Annotated in this window: 12 protein-coding genes; 1 reads left to right on the forward strand and 11 read right to left on the reverse strand. The window is 73.6% G+C overall.

The genetic code is table 11. The features are described from left to right. Positions 1-5 precede the first annotated feature (5 nt). Positions 6-1136: an SDR family oxidoreductase gene (locus ADK86_RS26615; RefSeq protein ID WP_053698880.1), complete on the forward strand. Its 1131-nt coding sequence runs from the start codon at positions 6-8 to the stop codon at positions 1134-1136. Here ADK86_RS26615 and ADK86_RS26620 read toward each other — a convergent pair. The 11 genes from ADK86_RS26620 to ADK86_RS26670 form a co-directional block, all read right to left on the reverse strand. Beyond that, the gene (locus ADK86_RS26620) at positions 1088-2050 is read right to left on the reverse strand and encodes a GNAT family N-acetyltransferase (RefSeq protein ID WP_053698881.1); all 963 of its coding nucleotides are present in this window, start codon (positions 2048-2050) and stop codon (positions 1088-1090) included. The two genes, ADK86_RS26615 and ADK86_RS26620, sit on opposite strands and share 49 nt — an antisense overlap. A gap of 65 nt (positions 2051-2115) precedes the next feature. Beyond that, positions 2116-4029, reverse strand: coding sequence for a CocE/NonD family hydrolase (locus ADK86_RS26625; RefSeq protein ID WP_199834472.1), 1914 nt, complete (start codon positions 4027-4029; stop codon positions 2116-2118). Next, positions 4026-5219 carry a lactate 2-monooxygenase gene (locus tag ADK86_RS26630; RefSeq protein ID WP_053698882.1) on the reverse strand — a complete coding sequence of 398 codons (1194 nt, stop codon included), beginning with the start codon at positions 5217-5219 and terminating at the stop codon, positions 4026-4028. Before ADK86_RS26630 ends, ADK86_RS26625 begins: the two co-directional genes overlap by 4 nt. Then, positions 5216-5548, reverse strand: coding sequence for a hypothetical protein (locus ADK86_RS26635; protein WP_053698883.1), 333 nt, complete (start codon positions 5546-5548; stop codon positions 5216-5218). The genes ADK86_RS26630 and ADK86_RS26635 overlap by 4 nt, the downstream gene beginning before the upstream one ends. After that, entirely contained in the window at positions 5545-8640 is a 3096-nt protein-coding gene (locus tag ADK86_RS26640; RefSeq protein ID WP_053698884.1) for a non-ribosomal peptide synthetase, read from the reverse strand. The genes ADK86_RS26635 and ADK86_RS26640 overlap by 4 nt, the downstream gene beginning before the upstream one ends. Next, entirely contained in the window at positions 8637-9968 is a 1332-nt protein-coding gene (locus ADK86_RS26645; protein WP_053698885.1) for an MFS transporter, read from the reverse strand. Before ADK86_RS26645 ends, ADK86_RS26640 begins: the two co-directional genes overlap by 4 nt. Then, entirely contained in the window at positions 9965-10225 is a 261-nt protein-coding gene (locus ADK86_RS26650) for an acyl carrier protein (RefSeq protein ID WP_053698886.1), read from the reverse strand. The genes ADK86_RS26645 and ADK86_RS26650 overlap by 4 nt, the downstream gene beginning before the upstream one ends. A 4-nt stretch (positions 10226-10229) precedes the next feature. After that, on the reverse strand, positions 10230-11144 hold the full coding sequence (locus ADK86_RS26655) for a hypothetical protein (RefSeq protein WP_053698887.1): 915 nt from the start codon (positions 11142-11144) through the stop codon (positions 10230-10232). After that, complete coding sequence (locus tag ADK86_RS26660) at positions 11141-12106, reverse strand: acyl carrier protein (RefSeq protein ID WP_053698888.1); 966 nt, start codon at positions 12104-12106, stop codon at positions 11141-11143. The genes ADK86_RS26655 and ADK86_RS26660 overlap by 4 nt, the downstream gene beginning before the upstream one ends. Beyond that, positions 12103-13461 carry a condensation domain-containing protein gene (locus tag ADK86_RS26665; RefSeq protein WP_053698889.1) on the reverse strand — a complete coding sequence of 453 codons (1359 nt, stop codon included), beginning with the start codon at positions 13459-13461 and terminating at the stop codon, positions 12103-12105. The genes ADK86_RS26660 and ADK86_RS26665 overlap by 4 nt, the downstream gene beginning before the upstream one ends. Beyond that, positions 13458-14489, reverse strand: coding sequence for a MupA/Atu3671 family FMN-dependent luciferase-like monooxygenase (locus ADK86_RS26670; protein WP_030372557.1), 1032 nt, complete (start codon positions 14487-14489; stop codon positions 13458-13460). Before ADK86_RS26670 ends, ADK86_RS26665 begins: the two co-directional genes overlap by 4 nt. Position 14490: the final 1 nt, after the last annotated feature.

Genomic DNA, 14490 nt, shown 5'->3' on the forward strand with positions numbered 1-14490 from the left:
GGCGTATGCTCATCGCCCTGACCGGTGCGACCGGTTTCCTCGGCTCGCATCTGATGGCCCGGTTCCTGGCGCGCGGCGCCGATGTCGTCGCGCTCGTCCGTGACGACGGGCCGGGCGGGTGGCACCGGCTGCGGCGCGCCCTCGACGCCACCGACAGCCCGCCGGGCGCGGGGTGGCAGCGCCGGGTGCGGCTGCTCGCCGTGGACCTGGCCCGGCCCGGGCTGGGGCTGGGCGCGGCGGACCGCCGGGAGCTGGCCACAGCGGTCGGCGAGTGGTGGCACAGCGCCGGACTGATCGACCTGGTCGCGGACCCCGGCGCGCTCCGCCGGGTCAATGTCGACGGCACCCGCCGTCTCCTGGAGTTCCTGCGCTCCAGCGGGGCACGGGGGCGGGTGGTGCACATCAGCACCGTGTACGTCGCGGGCGGGCGGCTCGAAGGGCTGGTCAAGGAGACCGACCTCGACGACCGGTACGGCTTCCTCACCCCGTACGAACGCTCCAAGTACGAGGCCGAACAGATCGTCCGGGCCTGGGCGCGGCGGCACGGCCGGCCCGTGACCGTGCTGCGCCCGGCCGTGCTGGTCACGTCCCGGCGCCGCCCGCCCACCGCTCCCCGGCACCCGCTCGCCGAGATCGGGGCGCGCCTGTCCCTGCTGGCGCACAGCCGGGCGTCGTGGTCCGCGATCGCGGCGGCGGGGCCCCTGCGCTTCCCCGGCCGGCCGGACGCCGCCGTGAACCTGCTGCCGGTCGAGTACGCCGGGGAGGTGATGGGGCGCCTGCTCGGCCGCACCCCGCTGACGTACACCGACACCTTTCATCTCAGCCATCCCCGGGACACCCCCGTGCAGGCGGTCCTGGACGCCGCCGGGCAGCTCTGGCCCGGTCTCGCCGTCCGGCTCGACCCCGCCTGCACCCGCCTGGGCCCGGCTCAGCGGGCGCTGGCCGACATCACGAGGGGCATCACCGCGTACGGCTGGATGCACCGCCGCTACGACCGCGCCCAGCTGAACCGGGCCCTGGCGCCCGCCGTGCCGCCGCCACCGGGCGTGGACACGGACTACCTGTGCCGGGCCCTGCTACCGCCGTCTCACAGTTCGCGGCGGAAGGCGACCCGGTCCAGCGAGGGGCCGTCGTAGTCGGTGACCGGGTCGGACGGGGTGAAGCCGAGCGCCCGGTGGAAGGCGATGGAGCGGGCGTTCTGCGGCGAGGTGATCGCCTTGACGACGGTGCGGCCGTTCGCGCGCGCCATGGCGAAGAACCGCTCGTACAGGAAGCGGCCCAGGCCGGTGCGCCGCCAGGCGGGGTTGACCCCGGTGAAGTGGATGTACGCCTCGTCCGGGCGGGACGGGGAGAGGAACCCGATGACGAAGCCCGCCAGTTCGCCGTCGCGCTCGGCGATCAGGCTGGTGTCGTGGAAGTGGTTCACGAACACCCGGGTCAGGTCGCGGGAGGCGGGGCGGCCCCACCAGTCGTCGACCACCGAGACGACGGTGTCGAAGTCCTCCGGCACCGCCGCCCGCGTCGTGAAGGGCTCCAGGGTGCGGGCCTCCGGGGCGCCGAGCTTCTTGCGGAAGGTCACCCGGTCCTGGCCGAGGCCGTCGTAGTCGCCCTGCACCGGCACGCCGTCCGCCTCCCGGTCGCCCGGCTCCGGTTCGAAGCCCATGGCCTGGTGGAAGGCGATGGAGCCGGTGTTCTGCGGTGAGGTGATGGCGCGTACCTCGGTGCGGCCGGCCGCCGCGGCGCGCTCGAAGAAGGCGGTGTAGAGGCGGCGGGCCACGCCCTGCTTGCGCAGTTCCGGGTCCACGCCGACGAAGTGGATGTACGCCTCGTGCGGGTGGTCGGCGGAGTGGAAGCCCACCAGGAACGCCCGCACCCCGGTCTCGTCCTCCAGCACCAGACTGGTGCCGGCGAAGTGCTGGAGGAACAGCCGGGGCAGCAGCAGTGAGAGCTCCCGCGCCTGTTCGGGGGTGCGCGAGTCGCCCCACCAGCGCTGTACGCACTCCACGAGCGTGGTGTGGTCGGTCGTACGGGCCCGGCGTACGTCGTGCATGTCCTGCCTTTCGGTCGAGGTCGGGATCGGTGTCGGTTTCGTCGGGTGCTGTCGGCCCACCGGCGCTATTTCTGGGGCGGGGTGCCGCTGCCCTGGTCCCGGCCGCCGTCCGGGATCACCGGGAGCGTCACCTTCGAAGGGTGCGCCGCGTCGTGCAGCACGGTCTGCCGTGCGGTGCGCCGCTCGGCGGACTCCCCCAGCCAACTGCCGGTGTTCGGGTTCGGATCGTACTGGGGGTAGTCGCTGGAGGAGATGTCGAGCCGGATGCGGTGGCCCTTCTTGAAGAGGTTGCTGGTCGGCCACACCTTGATCTTGTACTCGTACACCGTGCCGGGGACGATCGGCTTCGGCTCGCCCATCGACTCGCGGTAACTGGCGCGGACGATGCCGCTGTTGAGGTTCACCGCGGTGCCGTCGGGGTGGACGTCGATCAGCTTGGCGGTCCAGTCGGTGTCCGGCGCCGAGGACCTGGCGTGGAGGGTGACCGTGATGGGGCCGGTGACCTCGGTGTCCTTGGCCAGCGGGGCGCCGGTGTAGACGGCGATGTCGGGGCGCTGTTCGATCTGCTGCTGGTCATAGGGGCCCTGGGTGCTGATGGCCGCCGTGCAGCAGGAGTGTCCGCCGACGCTGGGCACCGGGTTGCGCGGGTCGTAGGTGTAGTGGTCGGTGGGGGTGTTCTCGGCGGGCGGGGTGGTGGACAGTGTGCCGTCCTGGGTGTTGCCCGTCGCGTGGCCGGTGCTGGAGAGGTAGTAGTCGGTCCAGCGGGTCTGCGGGAGCGGCCAGGTGGGCGCAGTGCGCCACTTGTCGGCGCCCATGACGAAGTAGTCGACGCCGTTCTTGCGGACGCCATTGTCCTTGCCCTTGAGGTGGTGGTCCCACCAGGCGAGCATCATCTCGTTGACGGGGCTGTTGCCGACCGGGCCGATCTGCTTGAGCAGCGGGGCGGGCGTGCTGGTCGGGCGGCCCCAGCCGGTGTGGTCCCACGGCCCGATGACCAGCCGCTGGTTCGCGCGGGCCGAGGCCGAGCCGCCGCGCTCTGCCATGCCCTGGTAATTGCGGACCGATCCGTCCAGGAAGGCGTCGTACCACCCGGCGTAGTTGAGGACCGGGATGCCGACCTTCCCGTAGTTCTCCTTCGGGGCCCACCGGCGCCAGTAGTCGTCGTACGTACGGTGCTTGATCCAGTCGAAGAAGTACGGGGCGACCTTCGGGTCACCGGGGTGGAACGGCTCGAAGCGGTTGTACGGGGCGGTGCCCAGCCACTTCCGGACGTCCTGGTAGTCGCGGTTGACCTGGTGGTATGTGTCCCAGTCACCGCGGTTGGCGGCGGCGGACGGGACGATCTTGCGCATGGCCCACGGGATCACGAAGTTCAGCCGGAAGGCGCCGCCTTCATAGGTCCAGCCGTCGTAGTAGTCGTCGGAGGTCTTGTCGGGCACGATCGTCTTCAGGTGCGGCGGGCGCTCCTGGGCGGCGAGCCACTGGGTGGCGCCCACGTAGGACGAGCCGTACATCCCGACCTTGCCGTTGGAACCGGGCAGCCGGGCCGCCCACTCCACGCTGTCGTAGCCGTCCTTGCCCTCGTTGGCGAACTCGTAGAAGTCGCCGTCCGAGGCGTACTGGCCGCGCACGTCCTGCACCACGACGAGGTAGCAGTGCGAGGCGAACCACTCCGGGGACTGGTAGCTGGAGGGCTGGACCTCGGCCGCCTCCTTGCCGTACTGGGTACGCATCAGGATGACCGGCACCTTCTCCTTGGTGCGCGGCCGGTACACGTCCGCCCGCAGCACGGTGCCGTCCCGCATGCGCGCCCCGGCATCGGTGGTCTTCCCTACCGTGCAGGGGCCTTTGCCGGTGTCCGGCGGCCAGGCGCCGTCCTCGGAGTCCCGCGCCGGGCCGGGCGCGGCCTGGAACGCCAGCGCGCAGGCTCCGGCGAACGCCAGAGCCGTCCAGCCGGCCTTCCGTACCCGCCGCTTCACCGCCGCACCTCCCCTCCGCCGCCCGCGTGCAGCGTGTCCGGGCCGATGTCCGCGAGCGTGGTGCACCCGGACAGCCCCATCGTCAGGTCGAAGTCCGCGAGCAGGCCGCGTACGACGTGTTCCACGCCCGCGGCGCCGCCGAGGGCCAGCCCGTACACGTACGGGCGCCCCAGCAGCACCGCCCGCGCTCCCAGGGCCAGCGCCTTGAACACATCGGCGCCGCTGCGGATACCGGAGTCGAAGAGCACCTCCGTCTCGGTGCCGACCTCCGCCACCACGTCGACCAGCGCGTCCAGGGCGGCCACCGCCCCGTCCACCTGCCGGCCGCCGTGGTTGGACACCACGATGCCGTCCATCCCGGCCCGCACCGCCCGGCGCGCGTCCTCGGGGTGCACGATGCCCTTCAGGACGATCGGGCCGTCCCAGTGCTCCCGCAGGAAGCCCAGTTCGTCCCAGGTGTGCGCCTTGCCGCTGAAGATCGGCAGCCACTGCATGGCCGCGCCCTGCGGGTCCTCCTCGACCGGCCGCTCCAGCCGGGAGCGGAACACCGGGTCGGACAGCGGGATCGCCACCCCGTCGCCGCGCAGGAACGGCAGATACGCCTGGTCGAGGTCGTGCGGGCGCCAGGCGAGCTGCCAGGTGTCCAGGGTGACGACCAGGGTCGAATAGCCGGACGTGCGGGCCCGCTTGAGGATGCTGGCGGTCACCTCGTCGTCGTGCGGCCAGTACAGCTGGAACCAGCGCTGGCCGTCGCCGTTGGCCTCGGCGACCTCCTCGATGGTGTGCGAGGCGGCGGTGCTCAGCACCATCGGCACACCGGTCGCCGCGGCGGCGCGGGCGGTGGCCAGCTCGCCTTCCGGGTGGACCTGGGACTGCACCCCGATCGGGGCGAGGACGACGGGGGCGGGCAGTTCGCTGCCCAGTACGGTGGTGCGCTGGTCGCGGGCGGTGGCGTCGCGCAGCATGCGCGGGACGATGCGGTGGCGGTCGAAGGCGGCGCGGTTGGCGCGTGCGGTGGCGCCGGTGCCGGCCGCGCCGGCGATGTACCAGTAGGGCTTGGGGCCGAGGCGGTCGCGGGCCTGGTCCTCCAGAGCGCCGAGGTCGGTGGTGAAGGGCGGGATCGCGTCCTGGAGCCCGCGCACGTAGATCTGGTACTGGTAGTCCGCGTAGCCGCGTTCGGGCGCTGTCATGGGCTGGTGTGCTCCTTCGTCCGTTCTTCCGGTTCGGCTGCCGGTCCCGGGGGCGTGCTGCGGCCCAGTCCGAGCAGGAGCAGGGCCAGTTGCGCGCCGGCCGGGCCCAGCGCCTCCTGGTAGCCGCGCAGTACGGCGTTCTCCCAGGCCAGGTCCGTACGGGGGTGTCCGACGGCGCGGCGCGCGTCCTGGAGACGGCGGTCCTCGGCGGTGCGCAGGCGGATGAGCCGGGCGATGTCCCGGTCCAGTTCGTGGATGCGGGACCGGTGGCGGGCCGGGCCGTCGAGGCCGCCCACGCCGCCGTTCACCGCGTCGGTCCGCCCGTTCACGGCCGGTCCGGCTGCCGCAGGAGGCGGTGGTAGGCGGCGGCCACCCGGGCCACGAACGCGGTGGACACCTGGTCCGGCCGGTGCCCGAAGACCACCTCGGCGCCGCCCGCGCCGTCCGGCCACACCTCCACCTCCAGCTCGTGGACGGCCCGCTGTGCCGCATCCCGTACGGGCTCGGTCCCGCAGCCCGCCAGGTCCAGGCGCTGCGGCGGCCCCTCCTGGAGCGCGAACATCGTCTGGAAGAGCGGATGCCGGGTACGGTCCCGTGCCGGGTCGGCGGCCAGCCGTACCACCTCCTCGAACGGCACGTCCTGCGCGGCCAGACCGGCGTGGATGCCCTCCAGGAGGCGGGGCAGCGCGTCCGCCGTGCCGTCACCGGCCGGGCGCATCCGGAAGCAGACCACGTCGATCAGGCAGCCGACCGCGTCCGCGGTGTCGGGGTGGTAGCGCTTGGCGACCGGCGCGCCCACCGCGAGGTCGTGCTGCCCGGTCGTGGTGGCCAGGGCTTCGGCGTAGGCCGCCAGCAGCACCGCGAAGCGGGTGCTGCCGTGGTGCCGGGCCCGCTCTTCCAGAGCCGCGTATTCAGTGGCGGAGAGGGTGAAAGTGGGTGCCGCGCTTTCAGAGGGTGTCTTTTCAGGAGGTGGCAGGGCCAGCGGCGGCACGCCGGTCAGTTCGTCACGCCAGTACGCGCGCTGCTCCTCGCCGGTGTGTCCGTTCACCTGTGCGCGGTGCCCCGCCAGGACGGCCGCCAGTGGGGCGGGGCGCGCGGCCCTGGACTCCTCGCCGCGCAGCCGGGCCGCGTAGGCCGCCGACAGGTCCTCGGCCAGCGGCCGTGCGGAGCCGCCGTCGAAGGCGATGTGGTGTACGACGATGCCCAGCCACCAGCGGCCACCGGCCGCCGACGGCACCATGACACACCGCCAGTTGACTCCGGAGCCGATGTCCAGCGGCCGGTGCAGCTCGGGGTGTACGGCCGTGAGCGCGGCCGTCTCGTCGCCGGCCGGATCGAGGACCCGTACGTCCACCGGCGCGGCCGGGCCGTCCAGGAGCGCCACCGGGCGGCGGTCGAAGACATAGCGGGCGTGCAGCGACTGGTGCCGCCGGTGCACGTCGTCCGCCGCGGCCCGGAACGCCTCCGGGTCGAAGGCGCCGGTCACCCGCCACAGCAGGACGCAGTGCGCCGAGGTGTCGGACGGGTCGAGCTGCTGCTCGTACAGGAAGCCGGTCTGGACGGGGAGCAGCGTCAGCGGACCTGTGGGCACGGGCTGCATGGACGCCCCCGGCTCCGCCTGCCGCTTCTCGATCCATTCCACCAGGTCGCGTACGGTCGGGCCGGCGATCAGTACGGAGGCCGGTACGGGGACGCCGGTGCGCCCGCCGATGCGGACGCACAGCCGGGCGCCGTCCAGCGAGGTGCCGCCCAGCTCGAAGAACGAGGCGTCGGGGGGTACATCGTCCGGGGCCCGGCGCAGGATCTCGGCGAAGGCGGCTATGACATGGGCTGCCACCGAGCCGTCCACCGCGTCACGAGGCCGGCGCGCGTCGGCCCGGGGCCGGGCCGTTTCCGTGCGCGCCGTGATCAGGTCCAGCAGCGCGGCCGTATCCAGCTTTCCGTTGTCGGTCAGCGGGAAGGCGTCCACGGCGGCGAGTTCCCGGGGCACCAGATATTCCGGCAGCCGCTCGGCCAGCGTGCGGCGCACCGTCTCCGCGCTCATCGGCTCCCGGCCGTCCCGCACCGTGTACGCGGCGGCCAGTCCCACGCACCGCCCGTCCGCCATCAGCGGGACGACGGCGCACCGGAGCACTCCGGGCACCCGGGCCGCCGCGGCTTCCACTTCGCCGGGCTCGATGCGGTGTCCGTGCACCTTGACCTGGCGGTCGCGGCGGCCCGCGTAGTGCAGGGTGCCGTCGGCGGAGCAGAAGCCCAGGTCGCCGGTGCGGTAGACGCGGCGTACGGCGCCGTCCAGCGGAAGGTCGACGAAGCTGCGCGCGGTCTGCTCCGGGTCCGCGAGGTAGCCGCGGGCCAGTCCGGCACCCGCGACGCAGATCTCGCCGGTGGTGTCCGGCGGGACCGGCCGCGACTCCTCGTCCAGGACGAACACTTCGGTCCGTCCGACCGGGCGGCCCACCGGAATCTGCGTGCCGGGCGCCTGGTCGTCGGCGACATCGGCGGCCGTGATCCGGTGGGTGGTGGCGAAGACCGTCGTCTCTACGGGGCCGTAGCCGTTCACCAGGGCGATGTGGGGGTGCGCCCGTACGAAGCGGCGGACGTGCGCGGGCGAGAGCCGTTCGCCGCCCGCCATGAGCTGCCGCAGCCCGTGGAAGCAGTCCGGGTCCTCCTCCACGAGCAGGTGGAACAGCGAGGCGGTGAGCCACAGCGTGTTCACGCCCGCCCGGCGTACGAGGTCGCGCAGCCCGTCCGCCGTCAGGTACGGCTCGTCCACGAGCACGGAGGTGCCCCCGTTGAGCAGCGCTCCCCACAGTTCGAGGGAGGCGGCGTCCCAGGGCAGCGGGGCGGCCTGCGGCCAGACCGTGTCCGGGCCGAGGTCGGCGAAGCGGGCGGCGGGATCTGTCGGGTTGAACAGCCGTTCCGTGCCCGCGTGCGGGGAGAGCACGCCCTTGGGACGGCCGGTGCTGCCCGAGGTGAAGAAGACGCAGCAGGTGTCCGTCTCCTGTACGGGCACCGGTGGCAGGGGCTGGGCGGTGGCGGCGGCTTCCTCGATGTCCGTGCCGGGCACCCACACCGGGACGGGCGGGGTCTCCTGGTGCCCCGGGGCGGCGGCGATCAGCGGGGCGTCCGCCCGCCTCGTCAGTTCCGCGATCCGGGGCGCGGGCCAGCGGGGGTCCAGGGCCGCGTAGGCGGCGCCCAGTTTGAGGATCGCCAGGACGGTTGCCACGTAGCGCGGGGAGCGGGGCATCAGGACGGGGACGATGTCTCCGGCGCGTACTCCTGCCGAGGCGAGTTCGGCCGCGTAGGCGTCCGAGGCGCGGTCCAGGGTCCGGTAGCTCACGGTGCGCTCCCCGTGGAGCAGGGCGGTGGCGTCCGGGCGCTCGGCCGCCCGCTGCCGGAAGATCTCGTGTACGGCCGTCATCGTCCACCCCCGGAACCCAGCCGCTGCGGCTCGTTCTCGTACGGATCACTGGCGTGCCGGTCGTCCGGCCCCTCCGGCGCAGCCGTCCGCGCGCTGTCCGACGGACCGTGCAGCCGCCCGAGCCGCGGCGCCAGGGCTACGCACGCCACACACCCCGTGCCCAGCACCACGGCCAGCAGCCACGGCTGTCCGCCGGTGAGCAGCCAGCCGCCCAGGAGCGGGCCCAGGACCAGGCCCCCCGACATGGCCGCGGAATAGGCCCCGTTGTACCTGCCGCGTACCGGATCGCCGGCCAGCGTGTTGACGAGAGTGGGCAGCGCCACGGCCAGCAGCGCCTCCCCCACGGCGAACACCGCCAGCGCGCCGATCACCAGCGCGGCCTGTACCGCAGCGCCGCTGCTGACGGTGGCCAGCAGGAGCAGCAGCCAGCTCGCCGCCCAGCTCCCGGCGGTCCCGGCGAGCAGGACCGCGGGCCGGGAGCGGGAGATGCGGGTGACCGCCGCGAACTGGATCAGCACGATGCAGCAGGTGTTGGCCACGAAGCCCCATGCCATGATCCGCGCGTCCATGCCGCGCACCGCGACCAGCCCGGGAATGCTGGACTCCAGCTGTCCGTACCCCACCACCATCAGTGCGACGGTGAAGGCGAGCACCTTGAGCAGCGCGCGGTCCCGGAGGACGACGGCGTAGCCGCGGGGTCCGGCGGCGGGTTCCTCCGCTGCCGTGTCCGGGCGTTGTGGCCGCCGTCCCACCGCGAGGACGAGGACGGCGCCGGCCGCCAGGAACGACAGGCCGTCACAGACGTACAGCAGTTGGAAGCGGCCCGGATCGGCCGTCGAGGCGAAGATCCCGCCGAGCAGGCCGCCGAGCCCCACCCCCGCGTTGAGCCCGACGAACTGGAGCCCGAACGCGGTGGACCGGGCCTCGCCCGTCACGCTCCGGGCGATGGCGGTGTTCCATACGGAGAGCATCGCGCCGTACGCCAGTCCGTAGGCCGACCCGGCGAGCACCGCGCCGCCCACCCCGGTGACCAGGGCGAAGGAGGCGGTGCCGAGGGCCGCGAGGGCCATCGCGGCGGCGGCCGTGGCGCGCAGCGAGCGGCCGTCGGCCAGCCGTCCGGCCAGCGGCCCGCCGAGCAGCGAGGCCACCGCGATCACCGAGATGACGGCGGTGGCGGCGCCGACCGGCAGCCCGCGCACCCGGGTCAGATAGAGGACCAGGAACGGCTGGACCAGTCCGGTGCCCACCGAACTGACCAGGTTGGCGCCCATCACCGCCCGGGTGCGGGGCGGGAGTTGCCGCAGGGCGGCCACAGACTGGATCTTCACGGCCGGGCGGTCTCCTCGCGCCCGGCTCCGTGCGCCGTCACCGCGGCGGTGACGGCCCGCAGCGAGGCGTCCGCCAGCAGCGCGCTCAGCGCCACCGGGGCGCCGAACTCCTCGCGCAGCCGCTGGACCAGGGACATGGCCTGGAGGGACGTGCCGCCCAGGGCGAAGAAGTCGTCCTCCGGGCCGATGGGCGTCCCGGTGTCCAGGTCCAGGATCTCCCGCCAGATTCCGGCGGTCCTCTCCTCTGCCGTCGGCATGTGTTCATTCCTCCACGGGACGTAGTAGAACGGCGGCGGCGTGCACCGCGCTGGTGCCGAGCAGTACGACGGGGGACGGTGCGCCGCCCCCGGCCGTACGGTCGGCGAGATTGATCAGCGGGTCGCTGCCCAGACAGTGCGCGATACGCGGCACGTTGTCCAGATACACCTGGGCGTCGGCGATTCCGGCCTCGCCAAGGAACGTCCGCAGGGCGTCCCTGGCGAGGTTGCTGGGCAGCACGGCGCCGGTACCCAGGTCGCGGGACGTCAGCCCCGTGGCTGCCCACAGATCGGCGAACATCCCTTGGTACATGGCGAGTTGCGCACCCATCCGGTGGCCCGGCGTGGCGGCCTCGTGGGCGATCCTGCGGGCCCCGCCGAGCAGTTCCCAGCCGTACCGCCGCCCGGAGACGACGGCCGCCGCGGCCCCGTCTCCGGCGACCGCCGTGCCGCCCAGCACCACCCGGCCGCCCGGCAGCACCGTACGCACCAGGTCCCCGGAGACGACCAGCACCGTGCCGGACGCGCCCGACCGCACCAGGGACGCCGCGATGTCGAAGGCGGTGATGGCGGTGGAGCAGTCGGCCAGGCCCAGCATCAGCGGGTAGGCGCGGCGCAGACCGAGGTCGCTCAGCAGGCCCGTGAGGGCGGTCCGGTCCGGGCCGTCGGCAGGCAGCGACTCGGTCGCGAGCAGCACCGTGTCCACCGTGGCCGGGTCGGTTCCGGAGGCGTCCAGCGCGCCGCGCATGGCCGGGCCGAGGAGACCGAGGATGCCGCCCTCGGCCTCGCGGTACTCGGCGAAGCCGGTGCCCGCGTCCGGTGGTCCGTCCGCGTACTCGGGGAGTTCGGCGACCTTGCGGCGTATCGCGCCCAACTCCGTGCCGAGGCCGTTGACATAGGCCGCCGCCCCCGCGCTCATTCCGCCCCCGCCGGCAGCGGGCGCGCGCCCAGCAGCACCGCCGCCAGGTGGGAGATGCCCGCGCCGAGCAGCACGAGGCGGTCCTCCGGGCCGCCCGCCTCCTCCCCTGCGGCCTTGGCCTCCGCGAGCCGGTCCGCGAGGTTGATCAGCGGGTCGCTGCCGAGGCAGTGCCCGATCCGGCCGACGTTGCCCAGCGCGAGCCGGTCGCCGCCGTAGCCGACGTCGGAGAGGTAGATCTCCAGGACGTTGCGCGCGAAGTTGCTGGGCAGGACGGCCCGTACCTCCTCGGGCCGGACCGGGTGACGCTCCGCGAGCCGGGCGAACAGTTCGCGGTGCGCCGCGATCCGGGCCGCCAGCTGCTGCCGCGCGGGCTCCCCGGAAAGGGTCTCCGGGGCGGCGTGGTGGGCCATGCCCAGCACCGGCAACCCGGCCGCGGTCGCCGATACGAGAACGGTGGCGGCGGCGTCGCTGGCGATGGCCGCGCCGCCCGCGACGACACGTTCGCCGCCGGTGGCGTGGTCGGCCAGATCACCGGTGACGACCAGGACATGACGGGCGCTGCCGTCGCGGACCAGGGAGGCCGCGGTGCCCACGGCGGCCATGGCGGTGGCGCAGTCCATCAGACCGAGCGTGCTCGCGGTGGCGCGGGTCAGCCCGATGTCCTGGAGCAGTTCGGCCACGTCCCGGTGGGCCGTGCGGTCGCGCGGCAGCGAGTCGGTGGCCAGCAGCACGAGATCGACCTCGTCGCCCGGCACCCCGGCCTCGCCCAGGGTGCGCTGGGCCGCGGCGGCCATCAGCTCCACCACCTGCCCGTCCGACCAGTGATAGGTGTCGAAGCCGGCGGCCGGGGCGGTCAGCCGGGCCGCGGTGTCGGGGTCCGCGAGCAGTTCCGGCAGCTCGGTGACGGGGTCGGCGTACTCGCCCAGCTCGTAGGCGGGGGCACACAGCCGTGCGGTGGTCATGCCCGGCCTCCCGCTCCGGCCGCCGCCCCGGCCAGGGCCGTGAACCGCTCGGCGAGGCGGCGCACGGTGGCCTCGTCGTACAGCTCGCTGTCGTACTCGAACCAGCCCTCGGTGCCGTCCGGTCCGGGGTAGACGGCCAGCGTCAGGTCGTAGCGGGCGGTGCCCTTGTCGAGGTCGGCGGTGTCCGCGCGGGCGCCCTGGATCTCCCGGCCGCCCTCGCCGAGGTTGTCGAAGACGAAGACGGCGTCGAGGAGGGGGTGGTTGCCCGGCACCCGGGCGGGCCGTACCTCCGCGGCGACCAGTTCGCCCGGATACGCGGCGTGCCGGAGTCCGGCCCGGGTCGCCGTACGGACCGCACGGACGCGGGCGGCGTGCGAGCCGTCACCCGCGTCCCGCAGCCGCACGGGCAGGACGTTGAGCAGGTAGCCGGCCACCTCGGCGGTGCCGGGCCGGTCCCGGCCCGCGGTGAACGTGCCCAGCAGCACGTCCTGCCGGCCGCCGAACTCGGCCAGCGTGGCCCAGGCCACGGCCAGCCATCCGGCGTACGCGGTGGCCGCCTCGTGCTGTGCCGCCGCGGCGATGCCCTCGGTGACGGCCCGGGACACGGTGAAGTCCACCCGGCCGCCCTGGCGCGAAGTGCCGTCGGCGGGGCGCGGCCGGTCGGTGGGCAGCGGCGGCGGAGCGTCGGCCACCTCGCCGGCCCAGTAGGCGGCCGCTTCCTGGCCCGCCGGGCTGCCGAGCCACTGCCGCAGCTCGCGGGCGTAGTCGCTGAAGGCGGGCGCGGCGGCGGGCTCGGTGTCGGCGGGCCGGGCCAGTTCGTCCAGCAGCAGTTCGAAGGACCATGCGTCGAAGACGAGGTTGTGCACCACGACCAGCAGCCATGCCTCGTCGGGCGCGGGCCCTTCGGCGAGGGTGACCCGCAGCAGGGGCCCGGCCCCCAGGTCGAACGGCTCGGCGGCCAGTTCCCGGGCGAGCCGGTGTGCCGCGTCGGCGTCGGCGCAGCGGGTACGGGCCAGAAGAGGCGGCAGTTTCTCGTGCACCACCGGGCGGAGGCCCGAGCCGCCGTCCTCGAAGGTGGTACGCAGCGCCTCGTGCCGGGCCGCGAAGCCGCGTACCCGCTCGGCGAGCAGGTCGAGGTCCACCGGGCCGCCGGTGAGGTGCACGGCCTGGCAGACCACGTCCACCGGGTGGCCGGGCAGCCGCTGCTGGGTCAGCCAGAGGCGGCGCTGTCCAGGGGTCAACCGGCGTTCATCCGCGAGCACTTGGGGAATCCGTTCGCGCAGGCGCGCACGCTGGCCGGGGGTGAGGCCGGTGAGCCGGGCGACGAGGTCGGCCCGGGAGGGGGCGGCGGTCATGCGTAGCGCCTCCGGAGTTCGTTGAGGTGGCTCAGGCTCTGTACGACGAGGTCCTCGTCGACGCCGAAGTCGATCAGGCAGGCGATCTCGTTGACGCCCATGCCCTGGAAGCGGTCGACCACCGCGGCGCAGGAGTCCGGGGTGCCGAGCAGCGCGCCCTTCTCGAAGTACTTGTCGAAGGCGAACTTGATCAGTTCGTCCTGGTCGTCGGCCGAGATGTCGCGGACGCCGGCGCCCGGCGCCAGGTTCTTCTTCTGCGAGTCGATGACGGTGAAGAAGGAGCGCAGATAGTCGCTGAAGGGGGGCCAGACGGTCTCCCGGACCTCGTCCAGGTCGGTGCCGATGAAGGTGTGCAGCATCAGCGTGACCGTGGTGCTGTCCGGGTCGTGCCCGTACTCCTCCAGGGTCTTGTAGTAGACCGCGAGCTTCTCCTCCAGCTCCTCGTTGGTCATGTCGATCAGCGCGGTCAGCACGTTGCAGCCGAGCCGTCCGGCCGTCTCGAACGTCTCCACGCTCTTGGTGCAGGTCAGCCAGATGGGCAGTTCGGGCTGCACGGGCTGCGGGTGCAGCTCCACCTCGACGTGGTTGCCGAGGCCGTCCTGTACGTAGACCGGCGCGCCCTCCCACAGTTCGCGGATGGTGCCCACCGCGTCGAAGGTGCGCTGCCTGCGGTCGGACCAGCCCTCCGGCCGGATGGCGAAGTCCAGCGGGCTGAAGCCGGTGGCCAGGGCGATCCCGGCCCGCCCGCGGGAGAGGTTGTCGACGACCGCCCACTCCTCGGCGACCCGGATCGGGCTGTGCAGCGGGAGGATGACGCTGCCGGCCCGGATCTGGAGGCGCTGGGTGTGCATCGCCAGGCCCGCGCCGAGGACGGAGGGGTTGGGGTAGAGGCCGCCGAAACGGTGGAAGTGCCGCTCCGGGGTCCAGATGGCGGTGAAGCCGTTCTCGTCCGCGTAGCGGGCCGCGTCGAGCACGAAGCGGTATTTGTTCTTCTCGTCCCCGGAGAAGAAGATCAGACTGAAGTCCACG

Origin of the sequence: Streptomyces sp. NRRL F-5755 (assembly GCF_001279365.1) — a bacterium.
Lineage (GTDB): Bacteria > Actinomycetota > Actinomycetes > Streptomycetales > Streptomycetaceae > Streptomyces > Streptomyces rimosus.

Coding starts and splice junctions, on each gene's coding strand:
- ADK86_RS26615 (WP_053698880.1), top strand. CDS start 6: ATGCTCATCGCCCTGACCGGTGCGACCGGTTTCCTCGGCTCGCATCTG.
- ADK86_RS26620 (WP_053698881.1), bottom strand. CDS start 2,050: ATGCACGACGTACGCCGGGCCCGTACGACCGACCACACCACGCTCGTG.
- ADK86_RS26630 (WP_053698882.1), bottom strand. CDS start 5,219: ATGACAGCGCCCGAACGCGGCTACGCGGACTACCAGTACCAGATCTAC.
- ADK86_RS26640 (WP_053698884.1), bottom strand. CDS start 8,640: ATGACGGCCGTACACGAGATCTTCCGGCAGCGGGCGGCCGAGCGCCCG.
- ADK86_RS26650 (WP_053698886.1), bottom strand. CDS start 10,225: ATGCCGACGGCAGAGGAGAGGACCGCCGGAATCTGGCGGGAGATCCTG.
- ADK86_RS26655 (WP_053698887.1), bottom strand. CDS start 11,144: ATGAGCGCGGGGGCGGCGGCCTATGTCAACGGCCTCGGCACGGAGTTG.
- ADK86_RS26660 (WP_053698888.1), bottom strand. CDS start 12,106: ATGACCACCGCACGGCTGTGTGCCCCCGCCTACGAGCTGGGCGAGTAC.
- ADK86_RS26665 (WP_053698889.1), bottom strand. CDS start 13,461: ATGACCGCCGCCCCCTCCCGGGCCGACCTCGTCGCCCGGCTCACCGGC.